This is a genomic window from Flavobacterium sp. NPDC079362 (assembly GCF_050267765.1).
GTDB lineage: Bacteria > Bacteroidota > Bacteroidia > Flavobacteriales > Flavobacteriaceae > Flavobacterium > Flavobacterium azizsancarii.
Map to the genome: position 1 here is coordinate 284,654 of NZ_JBNNFM010000002.1, position 18,070 is coordinate 302,723.

Here is an 18,070-nt window from a genome sequence, read left to right on the forward strand (position 1 = left end):
TATATTAAATAATTAGGGATGTTTCGGTTGGCAATATCTTTCCTTCTCTCAATAAATCTGCAGGATTATTTATTATTTCAATTCTTGGATTTTCTTTATTCGCGTCAAAAACTCTATAAATATAATAATTGCTTCCATGTTCAAGCATGAACTTCCACTCATTCAATGATAGAAATACCACATTCTTATCTGATGAAGGAGTTCCTTTAACATCAATATATTTTTTAACACCATTTTCTATTATCGAAAAATCATAAGGTTTGCGACTTTCTTCATTTTCATTTTCCCATTTAATTTCTGTATAATTATTTTCTTCTTGGTTAAGTAATTTATTAACTAATCCTTCGCAAAAAAAACCAACATCAGTTCTAAACTGTTTATCATCTATTGCAATATAATTTTCTCTTGTTACAGAATCCTGAGTGTTAAAGGATCTTGTAGAAGTGGTAATTTTACTCATATCAAAATTTCCAAACTCTGCAAAAGGTTTAAAGGGAGTTTCATATTGAAAATTATCACTATCATCATTCTCTTCCTCAACGTTAACAGAAATTTCTTTTTCCATTATTTCAGAAGAATAAGCAGGTACAATAATATCACTATTGTCTAAAACTTGCTTAACAGTAAAAGTTCGTCTATTCTTTATTTCAGAGTCCTCAATATTCATTTCTTTTAACCATTCATAAATCTCCTTATCATCATTTTCTAATAATAGAAACCTTAGGATTTCAGTATCCTCAAATACTTTTAAAGTTTCGCAAATCTCTTTTATAAAATTTAGCAGAATCCTCTCGCTTCTCCAAGAGCCTCGATAATAAAAATTCTTCTCTTCTTTAAAAACAGTTACAACTGGTCCTTTAATAAGATCTTCCATATGCATGAAGGATAAGTTAATTTCTTGAGCACTGTAAAAGTTAGTCCGATCTATAATACTAAACATTCTCTCAAACTGATCAATTGTATCATCTACACATCTTTTTTGCAGATATGCTGAAAAAAATGGTAGCACATCTTCAAATCTCTTTTTAAAAGAAGTATCTATTTCCCCATTTTTTAATTCAGGTACAAACTTTGTTATAATTTGTACTCCAAATAAAGACATTAAACTACCCAGCTTTTCTCTTTTACAATTCTCAGGAATATTAATTAATTTTAAAGAACTGGATTCTTGTGAAAAACCGTCGATTGTTATCCATTTTAATTCCGTCACCGGTTCAAATGAATTTCCTATCGCTAAAAGTTGATTCTGGGAGCCCCATTTTCGAATTAACTGCAATGTATCTTCCGCAAAATCAGGTAATAATTCTGAGAGTTTATTGTATATCAATCCAATTCTATTAATGGAATTTTTACTTATTGTATCATCTTTCGATTCTTCAGAGATTAATTTTAAAATTGTTAAGTAATCTGAAATATCTAATTTGTTTTTAAAATTAAAAATTTCATTCCATCCATCTGTTGGGCGTTCATCACAATCAAATACAGGAAAATAATCCCCAGCAATTTGTTTAATCTCTCGAATATTTATATATACCTTATTTGAATATTCTAAGCCCTTACTAGTTGTCGGAATACATTTTGATCTACTTACATACCATCTAAAGTAATTAGGAACGCTTTTCGAAAACATGTTATGACCATTACCCGTTCCATATCTAAATATTGCTGGCGATGATAGTTCTTCATGTCCACTACCGTTTGAAAGCATGTATTTCCAAAATATCTTACTGTAGTCAAGATTTTCTGCAATTAGATTAAGAAATGATGGAATTTTTATCAATCCAATTACATTGTGAGAGCCAAATCCATAGCCCCCGCCATTTCTTGCCAAATTTTCGCACTCATCAACCCATTCAGGATGCGTGATTTGCTTAACCGTTGCCAAGGTATTATTACCGTTAATAGTTTCTATATCAATTTTATTCTTGACACGGATCACTTTAAAAAAAACACCCCATTCAGCTGCCGAATATTTAGTTTTTAAATATTCTTCAGAGATAAAGTTTAAATCTCCAATTACACCTTCAAGGGGTAGTTGTGGATAGTAGACATTTGAAAGATAACAGTTTTGAGCTTGCTTAAATATAATTTCTTCTCCTTTAATTCTAATTTTAAATTCACGAAGGGATTCAATCATTTCAGCATCCAAAAGATTGTTTTTATACATCTTATGAAGATAGATTGTAAGGTCCAAATAATTATCATTTGTGATAAAAGCAGAATTGTTAAGATTTGGAACAATAACATTTGTTATGAAAGAACTATCAGAAGGCTCCTTCACTCCCAGCCTTTTTAGCCATTCATAAACTTTATCATTCTGTTCAATTTTATAAAACACCTCAGAATGTATAATCGGAATATCCCCAAGATCTGTAGATGCACTAAAAGAACCTGTAGGAAAGCAAATTCCAGTTACAGGGTTTTTAAGTTTTTTATCTTCATCATAAATAAATGGCAATGTTTTCATCATTTGAAACCACTCCCCTTTGCTATCGTTATCAGAGCGGTACATCAAGAACTCTATTAACTGAAAATTTTGTTCAACTTCATGTCTTGTAGTGAATGATTCTGAAGTAAAAAAAGACTCGAAATTATCAAGTTCAAAAGTATATACTCCTAATCCTTTAAGTTTTTCCGGGTGTTGAATTCTGGCATTTACAAAACTACTTTTTTCAAAAGTTATATTTTTTTCTTTGTGTAAATAATCTGTTATGGAATCAATATTAATAAATGATTGATGAGACAATCCAGTCTTATCGTATAGAACCTGGCCAGCCTTTTTAGGTAAATTATCCTCTGAAACAATGAACGCTCGCAGTTTACTATTTTTCTCGTATCCAGTATTAAAAGAACTTTTTAATCTATCATAGGTTTCAGGGAATTTCCCTGGAAGCAAACGTAGAACTTGATACGAGTATTCACTTAAAGCCAAAAGCTCAAACCATTCAAAAGTTTTTTCAGCAACTAATTCAAACAACCATTTATTCCAGGCTGAATCTTTATGAAGGGATTCTCTTGATGCATTGGTGATAAAATTTCCATTAACTATAAATGGAAAATTCATATCATTAACTTTGGTTGGCAAATAAGTAAAAATAAGCCTTTCCTCTTTACTGAGTATTTTTATATTATCATCTTCAACCTTTGCGGCAAAAGATATTTCTGTAATCTCGATTTCTTTTAATTTTTCAGGAGTTTCTTCGTCATTATTTAGCGCTGTTTTAGTTGCCTCAGAAACCGGTATATCTTCAAATGTTTTAATTATCCACTGACTTATCAAGTGCTCGTTCTTCAACAGCACAACACTTTTAAAAGCATTTTTATTTGACAATACTTTTTTCTCGATAAAATATTGAAATTCTCCATTTCGGGAAATTGAAATCTTAGAAACTTTTCTCAAGAAAAGTAAAATCTGACCATCAGATAGTACTTCTTTCAACTCTGCTTCTAATGATAATGCATTTTTCATCTCAAGAACAGTAGAAACATTAAAATCTGTTTTCTGAAGACTATTTTGAATTACACTTGAAAAATCATTTAACTCAGTCCATATAGGTATTATCTGCCATGGAAGCTCCTTATCATGAAACAATTTATCAAAACGGAATTGGAATCCTCCCGAAAATATAGAAACCCTGTTTGATTTACCAAAAACAGATTTAAATCCAATTCCCTTATAACCAGTTTGATTAGCATCCTCTCGCTTTGTACTTGCTCCTGAGTTTGTAAGTGAATTTATATCCTTTTCTGAAAATGATCTTCCATTGTGCGAAACAATCAAAGCATTATCTAAAAAATCAAAATGAACTTCATTTCCAGATTCAAAAGAAGAGTCATCAGCATTTTGTATCAGTTCAAATACAAATCGCTGACTCTCAGAATAGATATCTTTTGAGACAATATTTAACATCCTTGCCATCATTGTCCCTTGGTCTGGATCTAGATATTGAGACCTTCTGGTGTAGAGACCTTCTATAATTTCTTTATGCATATATAATATTTACGAGATGAATGAATTTGCGGGCCATTTTTCTAATACTGCTCTGTCCCACTCATTTAACAAAGCTGTAAAATCATCAATAATTTTAAGTAGTGAAATACAAAAATAAAAATAGTCTTCTTTCTCAGGTTCACTGCTCACTTTAATCAAACCAACAGGAGAATCTATTTCAAAAAATTTGATAAAACCTTTGTTAGAATGAGCAATTTTATTTCTCAATCTCCAAATAGAATCTAAACTTGTAAAAACTTCTGAAGTAATTATTTCTTCTTTAATTGATAAAAATGAAGAAGCTTTTTTGAATTTTGAACTTAATACAGGTCCTTTTGAATGTTCTGCAGAGATAATTTTAAAAATTCGTTTTTTAATATCATTCAGATCAATATTCTCTTCAAGTTCTATTGCACTCATTTTATGATTCACAAATGCCTTTTTTCTAAAGCCTGAATTTCTTTGAAGACTTAACTCAATCATGTCTTTTAAATAATGTTCAGTTGTTGAAGTAAAATTTATTATAGTTGTGGAAATAAAGCTTGAGCGCAATTCATTTAACATAAAAAGAGGAGCTTCTTTTAAACGTTCCACAATAGGATCAGAATTTATTTTTGAATTTACCTTTTGTAAGTCAACTCTCAATGAACTTTCCCAATCAAGACATTCCTGATCAGTAAATTGTGTAGAAATCATTAGTTGTAAATTCAGACTCGAAATATTGGTCCAAAAACTAGCAAATGGACCTGAAAATGGAATTTCATCTTTTTTCATAAGAGATGGAGTAATAGTAAATATTCAAATTATTAGAAAGACATTTGATGTACAAAACTTTTTTAATTAATCTTCAAAGTTGGCATAAAGACTACTAATACATGTGCCGCAAACTTCCCGTCCTAAATTAGCTGCAAATAATCTTGCTTGCTCTTCATTTAAACAAAATATCAATTTGCTCCATTTTCTCCTTTCTTCGATCTTCAACCTTACAACATATAGTGGCAAAATTTGCTGTACAGCTTGAAGGGGTAAATCTCCCTTCAAATAAATGAACTTCTTCTGTATTTATATATCTTAGAAATGAATATGCGATTTCATCTTGATTTTTTTTAACTGCCATATTTTTTTGTTTAGAATGTTAAAAATAAATAATAAGAAAATCGTTTTAATACGGTTTTCCGTAATTACTTTTTTTTTTGCAAATTAGCTTTAAAAAAAATCAATCAATAAGGTAGAAATACCTGATTTTAAAAATAACGCATTAAAATAGCTCAAATTAAAATTTGGTATTGAAGTTTTGCCATAATCTTTAATTAAACTAAAAGCGAACTTGGTACAGAAGATTAAGAGATAGCTAAAACAAAAGATCATTATGAAGTGAAGGTCACTATATAGTTGGCAAAATGTTATTTATAGTCAAATAATAATAAATTCAAATAAGATATTACGCACAGCAAAAAATATTCCAATCTTGAACTAACTAAAAAGACTTCCCGATTTTTTAAGAACCATTATTGTATATTTTCTTCCATTTTACGGTTTTCCGCATTTACCAGTATATCCTTTTTTATATATTTACACTTACTAAAAAAAATTATAAAGCCTTTAATTTATTTAAGCGAGATTTTTTTCACTTGAATATTAACATTTTCATAAAGGATAGTAAAACAAGTAAATAAATTCAAAAAACATGCAAAAAAGATCGAATTTAATATATATAAATTTAGATGATTTAAAACTAGATATTAATAATCCAAGATTTGGTGAATTATATAATGGCAGTAAAAATGAAGAAGATTTAATAGAGTACCTGCTTTTTGAGGAAGCTGCCGAAGAAATCGCTAAAGCAATTGTTAAAAGAAATGAATTTTATGAAGATAAAGCTTTATGGGTTATAAAGGATGCTGATGGAAAATATTCTGTTCGTGATGGAAATAGACGATGTGCCGCTGTCAAAGCTCTTCAAATGCCAGGTAGATATAAACTTTCAGAATCGAAAACGGTTTTTACTAAATTACCTGTTTATGAATATACCGATGAAGATGAGCTAAAGTCAAGAATTAGTGAGGAACACGCTGCTTCACTTTTTCGCAGTTGGGAGCGTATTGCAAAGGCTTTACAAATTCTCGATTTAGCAAATAATGGTAAACATGATGAAATGAACACTTTGGATTCAAGACCTGGTGATTTTATAAAACTAGGATCATTTTATAGAGAAGCAGTGAACTATGGTGGGGACACTTTCCGGAAACAAATTAGAAGGGGGCGTGGAAAAACAGGTGGAAAAACTATTATCTATGAGAGATTATTTAGAGATGCAAAGTTTTGTGGTTATAAATTTAAAAACTCACCATCTTTTGAGATAGAAATTACCGATACCCCTAAATTTGAAAATTATATTTCGGCATTAGTAAAATATATTGAAACATATCCAGAAATTAAAACTGCAGATATTGATAATGACAAGAATTTTATAAAAAGATTAAAAGACTTTGGATTTGATATTAGCCCAAAAACAACGGTAGTGACTACTGCACAGGTTACAACAACACTCAATACAGCCAGTAATAATACACCTGCAGTTACACAACCTATTAATCAATCTGCAATATTAAATTCGGTAGATAGTCCAAGCACTATTGCTTCAACAAATTCACCAATAAACAGTAATAGTTTACCAGTGACATTAACTGTAACAAGTCCACTTACAACTTCTAAACCACCAGTTGTAAAAAGAGGAACTGTAAAAAAATATCCAGAGATTAAAAGAAAGCAATTACCTCCCGGATTAAAGGCAAGGATAGACGAGTATTTTGATATAGATAGCAATCAACTGCCAAATGCTAAAGTTGCTATGGCACGTGTAACATACGAGTGTGTATTAAAATATGTTGTTGAAAACACAAAATCGGGAGCTATTAAATTTTCGAATAGCGGTCATTTTGGAACAGCCTATGCAAGAAGACCTTATACCAACTTTGAAGAAATGAACAAAAAATTCATTGAACTGATAACAAATACAGGGTATTCACAAGCATTTAAAAACTTCGAATTCGAAAAAATGCATCAAACAATTCACAATTATCATGTTTTATCCAAAACTATAGATGCAGATCAAATTAAAGTTAATCTTATTGAATTATTAGAGTTTATGTTGCAAGATGTATCTGATTTATTAACTTCGCTTGATATTTCAAAAATTAGATAAAATGTTTTATTCTCCATTAAGATACCCTGGCGGCAAGAATAGGCTCTCCGCTTTCCTAGCTAAGATTTGCATGGACAATAATATTCATTCTCACTATGTTGAGCCATATGCAGGTGGTTCATCTGTAGCATTATTTCTTTTAATAGAAGGGTATGTAAATCGTATAACAATAAATGATAAGGATCGTTCAATATTCGCTTTTTGGCATTCTGTTATAAACCATAGTGATGAACTTTGCAATCTTATTGACGATACAGAGGTAACAATTGAAAATTGGCATTTGCAAAAACAAATACAAAAAGAAAAAGAAACTTGTGATTTATTGAAGCTCGGTTTTTCTACTTTATTCTTAAACCGTACAAACCGATCTGGAATTATAAAAGGTGGAGTAATTGGTGGATTAAAACAAGAAGGAAACTATAAGATTGATTGCAGATTTAACAAATTGGAAATTAAAAATCGTATTAAATTAATAGCAAAATTTTCATCTAGTATTGAAATTTTTAATGATGATGCAATTGATTTAATAGATAAAATACAGCAACAAGCTGAAACCTTAGGAACAATTTTTTACTTTGATCCACCATATTATTTAAAAGCTGATCAGTTATACATGAACCACTATATGGATGAACACCACAAGATTGTTAGTAACAAAATTAAATCTATCACAAATATTCATTGGATTGTTTCTTATGATGATAATATTAATATTGAAAAATTGTATTTAGACTTATCAACAAAAAAATATTCTTTTAATCATTCAGCAGGTACATCTAAATCAGGAAAAGAAATAATGTTTTTTAGTGGAGGATTAATACAACCAGATGTAGAAAATTACAACCCAATAAAATTTAAAGTCATTACAAGAAAAAACAAGAAAGAAATAGTGTATAAATAATTTTTTTTAAAATTCAGAATACGATTTACTGCAGTTTGCTGTTTAAATTAAATGAACTTTTATAAATTCACATGAACCTCAAAGTATTAGTTCTTTAATTTAAGCAGATTAGATTACTTAATATAATTTAAAATTAGCGTTTCATATTCTCCAAGAAATAAGTTCACTTCGCTTTGATTTTGTGTTATCCATGGATTTATAACCTTTGAACATAGTTTTCCCCAATAGACTTTTTGCTCATTAAACCATGATTTAGCTTTTATTCTATCGTTATAAATTTCATCAATTGTATATTCTTTAAAGACAAATTGTTTTGTGTAATCTTCACTAATTTCATCCCATATAGGTGATACGTCAGGGAGATCGAAAAGAAATTTTGCTATTAACCTTTCAGGTGAATTAATACCCGGTAAAATTATAAAGCTTTTCTTCATACCTGCTAATCTTCTCATTTTAGATATATCGGTCTTAACATCACCATCCAGAACTACTAATGATTCGGGATTTCCAAATCCAGGAATTTTTTTTCTTACCAATTCAATAAGACTATCACATCCCAATGTGCAATCATGGAAGCGAAGTGCAGCTGCTTTACGCTTTAAAATAGCTCTAAAAAATATCTCACATTCTTTATCTTCGGTAAAAACAGGGACCAAGTAAGTCACTGGTTTCGCTGCCATAGAAATATTTAATTTATGCTTTATTCTTTCGAAAGTAATATCTTGTACAAGTTTAACTTTCTCATCTACTTTTTGTAAATATAAAACTTTAACTTGATTGTTTATCTTTATATCCGACTGCCACTCACAGGATCTTTCTAATATATTTAACGAATGTGTTGTAAATATAATTTGTATTTTAAGATGTGACGAAAACTTTCTTAAAGCTTCTATAAGTTTGATTTGTGAAGCAGGATATAATGTCGTGTCTAGTTCATCAATTGCTAAAATTCCCCCTTTATATTCAGTTCCATACTGAGCTTTAAGTCTTTGAAAAGATATGATAGATAATAATATTTTACCGACATTATCTTGTCCGGCAGAGTTCATTTTCCAATCATAACTGGCAGTATTAACTCCTAAGGTGTTTTTTTGCTTACTTGATAAGTATTCAACACTAGTTAAAGCATTAGCTGGAGTTAATAAAATTTTATTATGAAATTCCTTGAAAAAACTAAATTCTGTCGCTGATAGAGTAATTTCACCAGTCGAACTAATTAAATTATCTTCTCCGATAGGAAATAATCTAGAAAGACTTAAATAAATAACAGGTAATTGTATGTATCCAGAACCTTTTGCTCTTGTCCCTTTTTGCCAAAATCTGATTGTAGCATCAGTACTTGACCTAGCTATACTTTCAACTGTAAAGTTTGGGTCTGCAATTCCATTTACATTTAACGTCCATTCGTGGTTACGGGCTGTATCAAATACTTCAGAGAGTTTAAATTTATCCGCAAATGAGGATCTATAATTTCCACCGCTAAGTGGTTTTTCTCCATACATTGGATGTTCTTTATCACTTATTGAAAAAGGCTGACTTAACATTCCTAGTAATGTAGTCTTTTGTGTCCCATTTTGACCTGCAATAACTGTTAATGCTGTACCAAGTTGGAAAGAAACATCGTCAAATCCACGAAATTTTTTGATGTTGACACTATTAATTATCATTAGTTTTTAAATTTTTAAGTTAATATAGTATCAATTTTGCTCTAAGTCGTGGATAACAAAAATATCCATCTATTAAAAAATTTCTTTTAGTACTATAAAGATTGGTCAGGCCAAAAGTCTTTCGGTGAACAATTAAGAACCTTTGCTATTTCATTAAGATGCACAACATTATACTTTGCTTTTTTCGAAGGAGCTTCAATTTGAGAAATGAATGTAATATTTTTTCCAATTGATAGAGATAATTGTTCTTGAGTAACACCTTTGGCCTCTCTAATTTCTCTTACTTTTGAAATTATATATCGTTCTATTTTATCTAATGATTCATGCATAGTCAAATTGACAGAAAAAACAAACATTTCGTTATGTACTATAGTACATAATTGAAAATATTTTATATATTTGTATAATTGATTACAATCAATTAATGTAATTTTGCGATTCTTCACATAAAACATATGAAGCATTCGCTTTGAATCTCGCATCGTAAAACTGGTAATTTTAGCAACGGGATGATAAGTAAGATGCTCACGTCTATGGCGTGGGCTCGCTTATTGTTGCAAGGTATACCAGTACCGACGATGCAATAAGATGAGTTCCATGCCTTTTTTATGTCATAACTTTTCTTTTATTCTTAGTGATACACTTCTTTTTAAATTCAAAGTCTCGCTTTTATTCAAATTCGAACCATTTTAAATCATTACTGCCTGTGTCTTAAAAAATCTTTCTTATGCTTATTAAGACGTTTACTTAATGCATAAAAAATGGCCCTCTACCAGCGACAAAACTTGTATAGAGGACCGTAGCCAATCAAATCATATTTAACTAACCAATCCCAAAATTATGAATAATTTTTCATTATCCAAGGGTGGAAGAGCTCGCTATTGCCTAATTTTTCTAGGCTTCCTACTACCTTTTTCACCAATGTCTGCCAAAAATCACTTTCGGCAAGGCAATTTATTTTCCCAACAGCATAAAGTTCAGGGCACTGTCACAGACGGCTCTAATCCCCTGCCCGGCGTAACCATTGCTATTAAAAACAAAAAAAACAATGCAGTAATCTCCGACTACAGCGGTCAGTTCTCTCTGACCTGCTCTCCTAATGACACACTTGTAGTATCTTATATAGGCTTTAAAACTGCGCTGGTTCCCATTCATGGACGCTCAGTTGTAAACATTGTACTATCTGATGACACCACAACTCTGCAAGAGGTTAAGGTTAACGCAGGATATTATTCCATAAAAGAAAGCGAACGGACAGGAAGTATTGCTAGAATCACCTCCAAGGATATCGAAACACAGCCTGTCACTAATGTGCTTGCTACCATGCAGGGGCGTATGGCGGGAGTTAATGTCACCCAAACCACAGGAACACCCGGTGGAGGATTTGAAATCCAGATAAGGGGACAAAACAGCATTCGTCCAGAAGCGAATGCCCCTCTTTATATTATAGATGGTGTTCCCTATGCATCCGATGCAATAGGCTATTCTCAGACCTCAACAATTTTTCCAACTACAACAAGTCCTTTAAACAGTATCAATCCCGATGCAATAGAAAGTATAGAAATCTTAAAAGATGCCGATGCAACTGCCATCTATGGTTCGCGTGGTGCTAACGGAGTAGTTCTTATTACCACTAAAAAAGGGAAAGAGGGAAAAACAAAATTCACTATCAATGTCTCTACTGGAGCCGGAACAGTAACCAAGTTAATGAAGCTGATGAACACCGAGCAGTATCTTTCCATGCGCCGTCAAGCCTTTGCAAATGATAAAATAACTAGCTATCCTGCCAATGCTTATGATGTGAACGGTACATGGGACCAAAACCGCTATACCGACTGGCAGAAGGAACTTATTGGCGGCACCTCTCTCATGAATGATCTCCGTGGAAGTATTAGCGGGGGATCCGAATATACTCAGTTTCTTTTTAGCGGGAACTACCATAGCGAGACAACAGTATTTCCAGGTACTTTTAATTACAAAAAAGCTGCCTCAAATTTCAATCTTAATCATAAGTCCACAGACGGTAAATTTCGTATAGTGTTATCAGCTGGATATACCCTTCAAAATAATGACCAGCCCGCAGGTGACTTCACTACAGAAGCCCGTAACCTTGCCCCTAATGCTCCTACCCTGTATAATACAGACGGAAATCTAAACTGGGAAAATGGAACATGGGATAATCCCCTTCGAAACCTGTATGCTAAATATTTATCCAAAACAAAAGATCTGCTTGCAAATACAGTCCTATCTTACGAAATACTACCAGATTTGGTATTAAAAAGCAGTTTTGGTTACACCGATCTGCAACATACAGAGACCAGGGTTACCCCTTCTACGATTTATAATCCTTCGTATGGATATACCAGTGCCAACTCCATTTTATACCGAAACAACACCACACGAAATTCCTGGATTATTGAACCCCAAGTCAACTGGGAAAAGGAATTTGGCGGCGGAAGATTTGGAATTCTTTTAGGAGGCACTTTTCAAAACCAGAATACAGGACGTTTGATCCAGTCCGGAACCGAATTCAGCTCCAACAGCCTTATCTATGACCTCGCTTCGGCAACTACCCGATCCGTACAGGTAAACGATGAAAACCTGTATAAGTATCAGGCATTTTTTGGTAGAATTAATTACAACTGGCAAGACCGCTATATTGTAAACCTGACCGGAAGACGGGATGGATCTAGCCGCTTTGGTCCCGGCAACCAGTTTGCTAAATTTGGTGCAGTTGGAGCTGCTTGGCTGTTCTCTAATGAAAGCCTCCTAAAAAGCAGTTCGTGGCTTAGTTTTGGAAAACTTCGCACCAGTTATGGAACAACTGGTAATGACCAGATTGGGGATTATCAATTTTTAGATACCTACACTTCGTCGGGTGTTAACTATCAGAGTATCGCAGGGCTTCAGCCTTCTCGTTTATTTAATCCTGATTTTGGATGGGAGATTAATAAAAAATTGGAAGCGGCTTTGGAACTGGGATTTTTTGCAGACCGAATATTTGTAACCGGAGCCTGGTACCGAAACCGTTCCTCCAATCAGCTTGTAGGTATTCCACTTCCTGGGACTACAGGATTTACCCAATTGCAGGCTAATCTGAACGCCACTGTAGAAAACACAGGATTGGAGTTTACCCTGCGTACGGTCAATTTTTCCCGAAAAAGTTTTAAATGGTCAAGCAATTTTAACCTTAGTATTTCCCAAAATAAACTTATTAGCTTTCCGAATTTGAAGAGCTCGACCTATAAGGATAAATACCGAATCGGCGAACCGCTCAATATTCAATTGTCATACCAATATTTGGGTGTTGATCCTCTAACAGGAATCTATCAGTTTGCAGATGTTAATGGAGATGGTTTACTGTCATCTCCAGATGATAAACAGACGATTGTAAATCTGAATCCTGATTATTTTGGGGGTTTGCAAAATCAACTGACTTATAAAAACTGGAGAATCGATTTTCTTTTTCAGTTTGTAAAACAGCGCAACAGGAGTTTTGGCAGCATCCCGGGCCTTATGTATAATCAACCAGAAAGAATGGTAAATAGCTGGCAGCAACAGGGCGATACTGCTGCTTATCAGGTTTATACCACAGGTTACAACTCAGCAGCTATAGCTGCCCAGTCACGCTACAGCACCAGTGATGCAGGTATTGTGGACGCCTCTTACATCAGACTTAAAAATTTATCAGTCAGTTATATCGTTCCTTTGAGATTGCCGAAAATACAATGCAGCATTACTCTTCAGGGACAGAACCTGCTGACTTTTACTTCCTACGAAGATGGCGATCCTGAATTTAAGAACAGCGGTTATCTGCCTCCCCTTAAAATAATTACAGGTGGTGTACAATTAACTTTTTAATAATCCTGCTATGAAAACAATATATCCAAAGATTACAACCCAAATGCAGATGTTTTCTGCAATAGTATGTTTAAGCATTTCCATATTGGTTATTTCCTGCGATTCTTTTGTAGAAGTCGAATTGCCAAAATCACAACTGACCAAAACTGCTGTATTTAAAGACTACACAACAGCCAACGCTGCAATGTCCGATATATTTTCAAAAATCAGGGACAAAGGCGTATTGACAGGAACGCAGTTTGGTGTGACGAATTATTTAGGCAACTATGCCGATGAGCTTACTTTTTATGGATCACCTACCAATTCGACCCTGCCGTTTTATAACAACACAGTATTACCTTCCAACAGTACTGTAACACTATTCTGGAACAATTCATACAATCAGATTTATGCCGCAAACGCCGTACTTGAAGGTCTTCAAGAATCATCGCTAAGTACGCAGGAAAAAGCACAACTGGAAGGCGAAGCCTTATTTGTAAGAGGGCTGCTCCATTTTTATCTGCTTCAGCTCTTTGGTGATGTTCCCTATATTACCAGTACGGATTATAAGGCAAACAGCATTACTTCTCGAATGCCTGAGCAAGAGGTATATAAAAATATAATTAATGATTTAAGTACCTCTGCCGGCTTACTGTCAGCCACTTATTCCGGTACAGAAAGGGTACGTCCTAATGCTTTTGCCGCTAAAGCAATGATCGCAAGACTTTATTTATACAGAGAGGACTGGGAGAATGCTTCAAAAATAGCGACAGAGATTATAAACAATAACTCCTTGTATGTTTTTGAGGACAATCCTGACAAAGTATTTTTGAAAGGCTCAACAGAAACAATCTGGCAGTTTATGCCATCGGTTGCTGGTAAAAACACTGATGAAGGAGTTCTTTTTACTTTTGTTTCCGGACCACCTTCTCTAATTGCCCTTAGTCCCTCACTGATTAATTCCTTTGCCTTGAATGACCTGAGAAAAACACGCTGGACTACTGCCATAACCAATGCCTCCGGCACATGGTATCATGCTTCTAAATATAAGGAGTCTAAAGTTTCTGCGGCTTCAAAGGAGTATTCCATTGTACTACGTCTTACAGAACAATATTTAATACGAGCTGAAGCCAGGGCGCAGCTAAAAAATTACAGCAGTGCTAAAGAAGACCTGAATAAAATTCGAAAGCGAGCCGGATTAAACGATATAACAGCCAATACAAAAGAAGAAATTCTAGATGCCATTACAGAAGAAAGAAGAAAAGAACTTTTTACCGAATATGGACATCGTTTTTTTGATCTCAAACGAACTAATAAACTCGATGCTGCATTATCGCCCATAAAGCCTGGCTGGAATACTACCGACCGTCTTTTGCCTATTCCCGAGAGTGAATTTATTGTCAATCCTAATTTAGGTTCTCAGAATCCCGGCTAACCAATTTCATTTCTCAAAAAAGTCATACCAAATGAAAACGCACTTTTGTACAAACATAAGATTATCCCGCCGAAAGGCATCCTTTTTTTTAGTTTTAATTTTGCAATTAGTAGCCTGTCCCCTTTGGGGGCAGGAATTGCAAAAAAAAGCACTTACCGTTGAAGATTATTCAAAATGGGGAAATTTAAGGCTTGGTAAAGTAAATTTAAACGGGCAATGGATAAGTTACACCATGTCTTATGAAAATGACCTTGATACACTATTTGTAAAAAATACAAAATCATTACAAACATTTTCTTTTCCGTCAGCAAACAGGGAAGATTTTATAACGGCGGAATGGTTTGTCTGTCAGTCACCAACTGCATTGCATTTGAGGAACTTGAAAACAGGAAAGCAGGAAATAATACCTCATGCCGGTCAATATCTTTACTCCCCTACAGCCAAGCGACTTCTGATCTTGATAGAGGAGAAAGGAAAGGAAAACAGATTGATTCTTCGCCAACTTGATGGAAAAAACGAAAAAGAGATTGTTGGCGTTAATGAATTTATGGCAGACCCTGCAAAGCAAATGATTCTTTACACAACTACAAAAAATAAACTCCACGAAATTAGTTTTATGGAGCTGACAGGCGAAAAAAGAAATAAAAAATTAGTTAGCGGTTCTGCTTCTTTTACCAATCTTGTTTGGCACTCCAAAGGAAAAGCACTGGCTTTTATTGAAAAAGCTGAAAACAAAAATGATTTTACAAATACTCTTTTTTACTATAACATGACTAATAGCAGGTTATACAGTCCAAATCCTTTAGAGTTTAAAAAGTCATTCTTAGGAGATTCTCTTTTTGTTCCAACGACAAGTTTTAAGTTAAAAATTTCTGATGATTTACAAAAAGTTTTTTTTGCCGTGCAGCAAAAAGCAAAATCAAAAAAGCAATTACCTTCTGATGTACAGTTTTGGAATGGAAATGCCAAGTGGATTTATCCCATGGAAGAAAAACAGAACAAAAAAACTAACCTTGCGCTATGGCGCCCTAGTACTGATAACTATCAGTTTATTTCCAATGATACGCTGCCGAAATTTATGCTGACCGGCGATCAGAATTATGCATTGATCTCCAATCCAAAACAATATGAACCACAATATGATTATGAAGGCAACAGGGATTTTTATCTCGTTGATTTGTCTACCGGCAAAAGCAGTTTGCTCTTAAAAAATCATTCAGGTCACTTTTCCCATACTATTCCTTCTCCAGAAGGAAAATATATTGCCTATTTTAAAGAGGAAAATTGGTGGGTTTATAATATTGCCAATAAAACGCATACCAATATTACCAAAAATATCGGTTCACCTTTTGCTAGTGACGAAAATCAGCACCAGCATAAAAATAATTATCCGGATCTGGGCTGGACATTATTGGATAAGGAAATACTATTATGTGATGCCTATGATATCTGGTCAATACGACCTGATGGCTCTTCTGCCCGGAGATTAACTCATGGCAAGGAAACCAAAACTCAGTTTCGACTGGCAGGATATTCCATTAAACCTGTGAGCAAAATAAATTACAGCGGCAGAATCCATGATCCAATCGACCTAAATAAAGGATTATTGCTAGAGAGCACTAACATTGAAGGGCATTTTGGTTACTATAAATGGTTACCGAAATCCATGAAAACGCTAATATTTACTAACAATTCACGTCTGGATCAGCTGACTGCATCAGCGATGGGAAATGTTTTTGTATACAGTGAAGAGCGCTATGACCTTGCTCCTAGACTGATGCTTTACAATCGGTTGGGCAAAGAGTCAAAAGTACTTTTTCAAAGCAATTCTCATCAACAAAATTTTCATTGGGGAAGATCAGAATTGATTCATTATAAAAATGCGAAAGGAGATTCTTTACAAGGGCTTTTATATTATCCTTCCCATTATGACAGCCAAAAAAAATATCCAATGATCGTTTATATTTACGAAAAACTGTCTCAGGATCTTCTACATAAATATATCAATCCCTCGCAGTTCTCAGGTGATGCCGGTTTTAATATTTCAAACTTCTCCACTCAGGGATATTTTGTACTCGCGGCCGATATATCTTACGAACTTGGAAATCCTGGATTATCCGCAGTGGACTGTGTGGTCTCAGCAACGAAAGAAGTGATTTGTAAAGGAGTTGTATTACCCAATAAAATCGGACTTACGGGCCACTCATTTGGAGGATATGAAACTTTTTTTATCATCACTCAAACCAATATCTTTGCTGCTGCTCTAGCTGGAAGTGGCGCAACAGACCTGACCAGTTTTTACCTTACCTTGGGATGGGATACAGGAAGACCCGATATGTGGCGATTTGAGAGCCAACAGTGGCGCATGGGAAAATCTTTTTTTGAAGATAAGGAAGGTTATGATAGAAACTCTCCTGTTGTCCATGCTAAGAATATTACCACACCACTTTTATCATGGACCGGTGATCAGGACAAACAGGTAAACTGGAATCAAAGCATCGAATTTTATCTCGCATTGAGACGGCTTGGAAAGAAACATATACTTTTACTATACCCCAATGAAGGACATGTCCTTTCTAGCAGTAAGAATAAAAAAGATCTCTCTATGCGATTTCAAGAGTGGTTTGATTACCATTTAAAAGATACTATACCTACAGCATGGATCAGAGCAGGATTAGAGTAACAACTTGTATCAAAACCAAAGCAGCTCTCCAAGAGCTGCTTTGCACTTTTTTAATATCATTATTAATAAATTTACGGACGATACAATTGTTGAGCACAGGTTGTTTCACTGTCTGGATCCAATGCTTTTGCTTCTGGTCCTGATGGATAAAAAAGACGACATGTATCGTCTCCACTATCACTACATTCCACTTCAACACTACAAGGATCGCCTGGTATGGAAACATAACCAATTACAGGAGCAATATCCGCTTTGGCACTTTGCATAGATGTGGTTGCAAAGGCACCTACGATTCCCAATACAACAACTGCAAAGGGAGTCATTTTTTTTAAAATTAATGGTTTCATA

11 protein-coding genes are annotated in these 18,070 nt (G+C 33.9%); 5 read left to right on the plus strand and 6 right to left on the minus strand.

What is annotated here, in order from left to right; translation table 11 throughout:
* Window positions 1–4: 4 nt before the first annotated feature.
* The 3 genes from ACQKCJ_RS03480 to ACQKCJ_RS03490 all read right to left on the minus strand — a co-directional run bounded on the left by ACQKCJ_RS03480 (window position 5) and on the right by ACQKCJ_RS03490 (window position 5,108).
* On the minus strand, window positions 5–3,991 hold the full coding sequence (locus tag ACQKCJ_RS03480; protein WP_427401374.1) for a sacsin N-terminal ATP-binding-like domain-containing protein: 3,987 nt from the start codon (window positions 3,989–3,991) through the stop codon (window positions 5–7).
* 9 nt (window positions 3,992–4,000) lie between these two features.
* The gene (locus ACQKCJ_RS03485; protein ID WP_427401375.1) at window positions 4,001–4,765 is read right to left on the minus strand and encodes a hypothetical protein; all 765 of its coding nucleotides are present in this window, start codon (window positions 4,763–4,765) and stop codon (window positions 4,001–4,003) included.
* A 154-nt stretch (window positions 4,766–4,919) separates the two neighbouring features.
* A complete protein-coding gene (locus tag ACQKCJ_RS03490) occupies window positions 4,920–5,108 on the minus strand; it encodes a hypothetical protein (protein ID WP_427401376.1) in 189 nt (62 codons plus the stop codon).
* Window positions 5,109–5,678: 570 nt separating this feature from the next.
* On the opposite strand from ACQKCJ_RS03490, the gene ACQKCJ_RS03495 reads away from it, so the two are divergent.
* On the plus strand, window positions 5,679–7,196 hold the full coding sequence (locus tag ACQKCJ_RS03495; protein ID WP_427401377.1) for a hypothetical protein: 1,518 nt from the start codon (window positions 5,679–5,681) through the stop codon (window positions 7,194–7,196).
* 1 nt (window position 7,197) lies between these two features.
* A complete protein-coding gene (locus ACQKCJ_RS03500) occupies window positions 7,198–8,097 on the plus strand; it encodes a DNA adenine methylase (RefSeq protein WP_427401378.1) in 900 nt (299 codons plus the stop codon).
* Window positions 8,098–8,210: 113 nt separating this feature from the next.
* On the opposite strand, the gene ACQKCJ_RS03505 is transcribed toward ACQKCJ_RS03500, so the two are convergent.
* Both ACQKCJ_RS03505 and ACQKCJ_RS03510 read right to left on the minus strand, forming a co-directional pair.
* Window positions 8,211–9,764, minus strand: coding sequence for an AAA family ATPase (locus ACQKCJ_RS03505; RefSeq protein ID WP_427401379.1), 1,554 nt, complete (start codon window positions 9,762–9,764; stop codon window positions 8,211–8,213).
* Between the two features lie 92 nt (window positions 9,765–9,856).
* On the minus strand, window positions 9,857–10,246 hold the full coding sequence (locus ACQKCJ_RS03510; RefSeq protein WP_427401380.1) for a helix-turn-helix domain-containing protein: 390 nt from the start codon (window positions 10,244–10,246) through the stop codon (window positions 9,857–9,859).
* A 439-nt stretch (window positions 10,247–10,685) separates the two neighbouring features.
* Here ACQKCJ_RS03510 and ACQKCJ_RS03515 point away from each other — a divergent pair, with 439 nt between their 5' ends.
* The 3 genes from ACQKCJ_RS03515 to ACQKCJ_RS03525 are packed head-to-tail and all read left to right on the plus strand — an operon-like array spanning window position 10,686 to window position 17,722.
* Window positions 10,686–13,625, plus strand: a complete 2,940-nt coding sequence (locus ACQKCJ_RS03515) for a SusC/RagA family TonB-linked outer membrane protein (protein ID WP_427401427.1) — start codon at window positions 10,686–10,688, stop codon at window positions 13,623–13,625.
* A 10-nt stretch (window positions 13,626–13,635) separates the two neighbouring features.
* Window positions 13,636–15,039, plus strand: coding sequence for a RagB/SusD family nutrient uptake outer membrane protein (locus ACQKCJ_RS03520; protein ID WP_427401381.1), 1,404 nt, complete (start codon window positions 13,636–13,638; stop codon window positions 15,037–15,039).
* Between the two features lie 31 nt (window positions 15,040–15,070).
* Entirely contained in the window at window positions 15,071–17,722 is a 2,652-nt protein-coding gene (locus ACQKCJ_RS03525) for a prolyl oligopeptidase family serine peptidase (RefSeq protein WP_427401382.1), read from the plus strand.
* 71 nt (window positions 17,723–17,793) lie between these two features.
* On the opposite strand, the gene ACQKCJ_RS03530 is transcribed toward ACQKCJ_RS03525, so the two are convergent.
* Window positions 17,794–18,069: a DUF6520 family protein gene (locus ACQKCJ_RS03530; protein WP_294779077.1), complete on the minus strand. Its 276-nt coding sequence runs from the start codon at window positions 18,067–18,069 to the stop codon at window positions 17,794–17,796.
* Window position 18,070 lies beyond the last annotated feature (1 nt).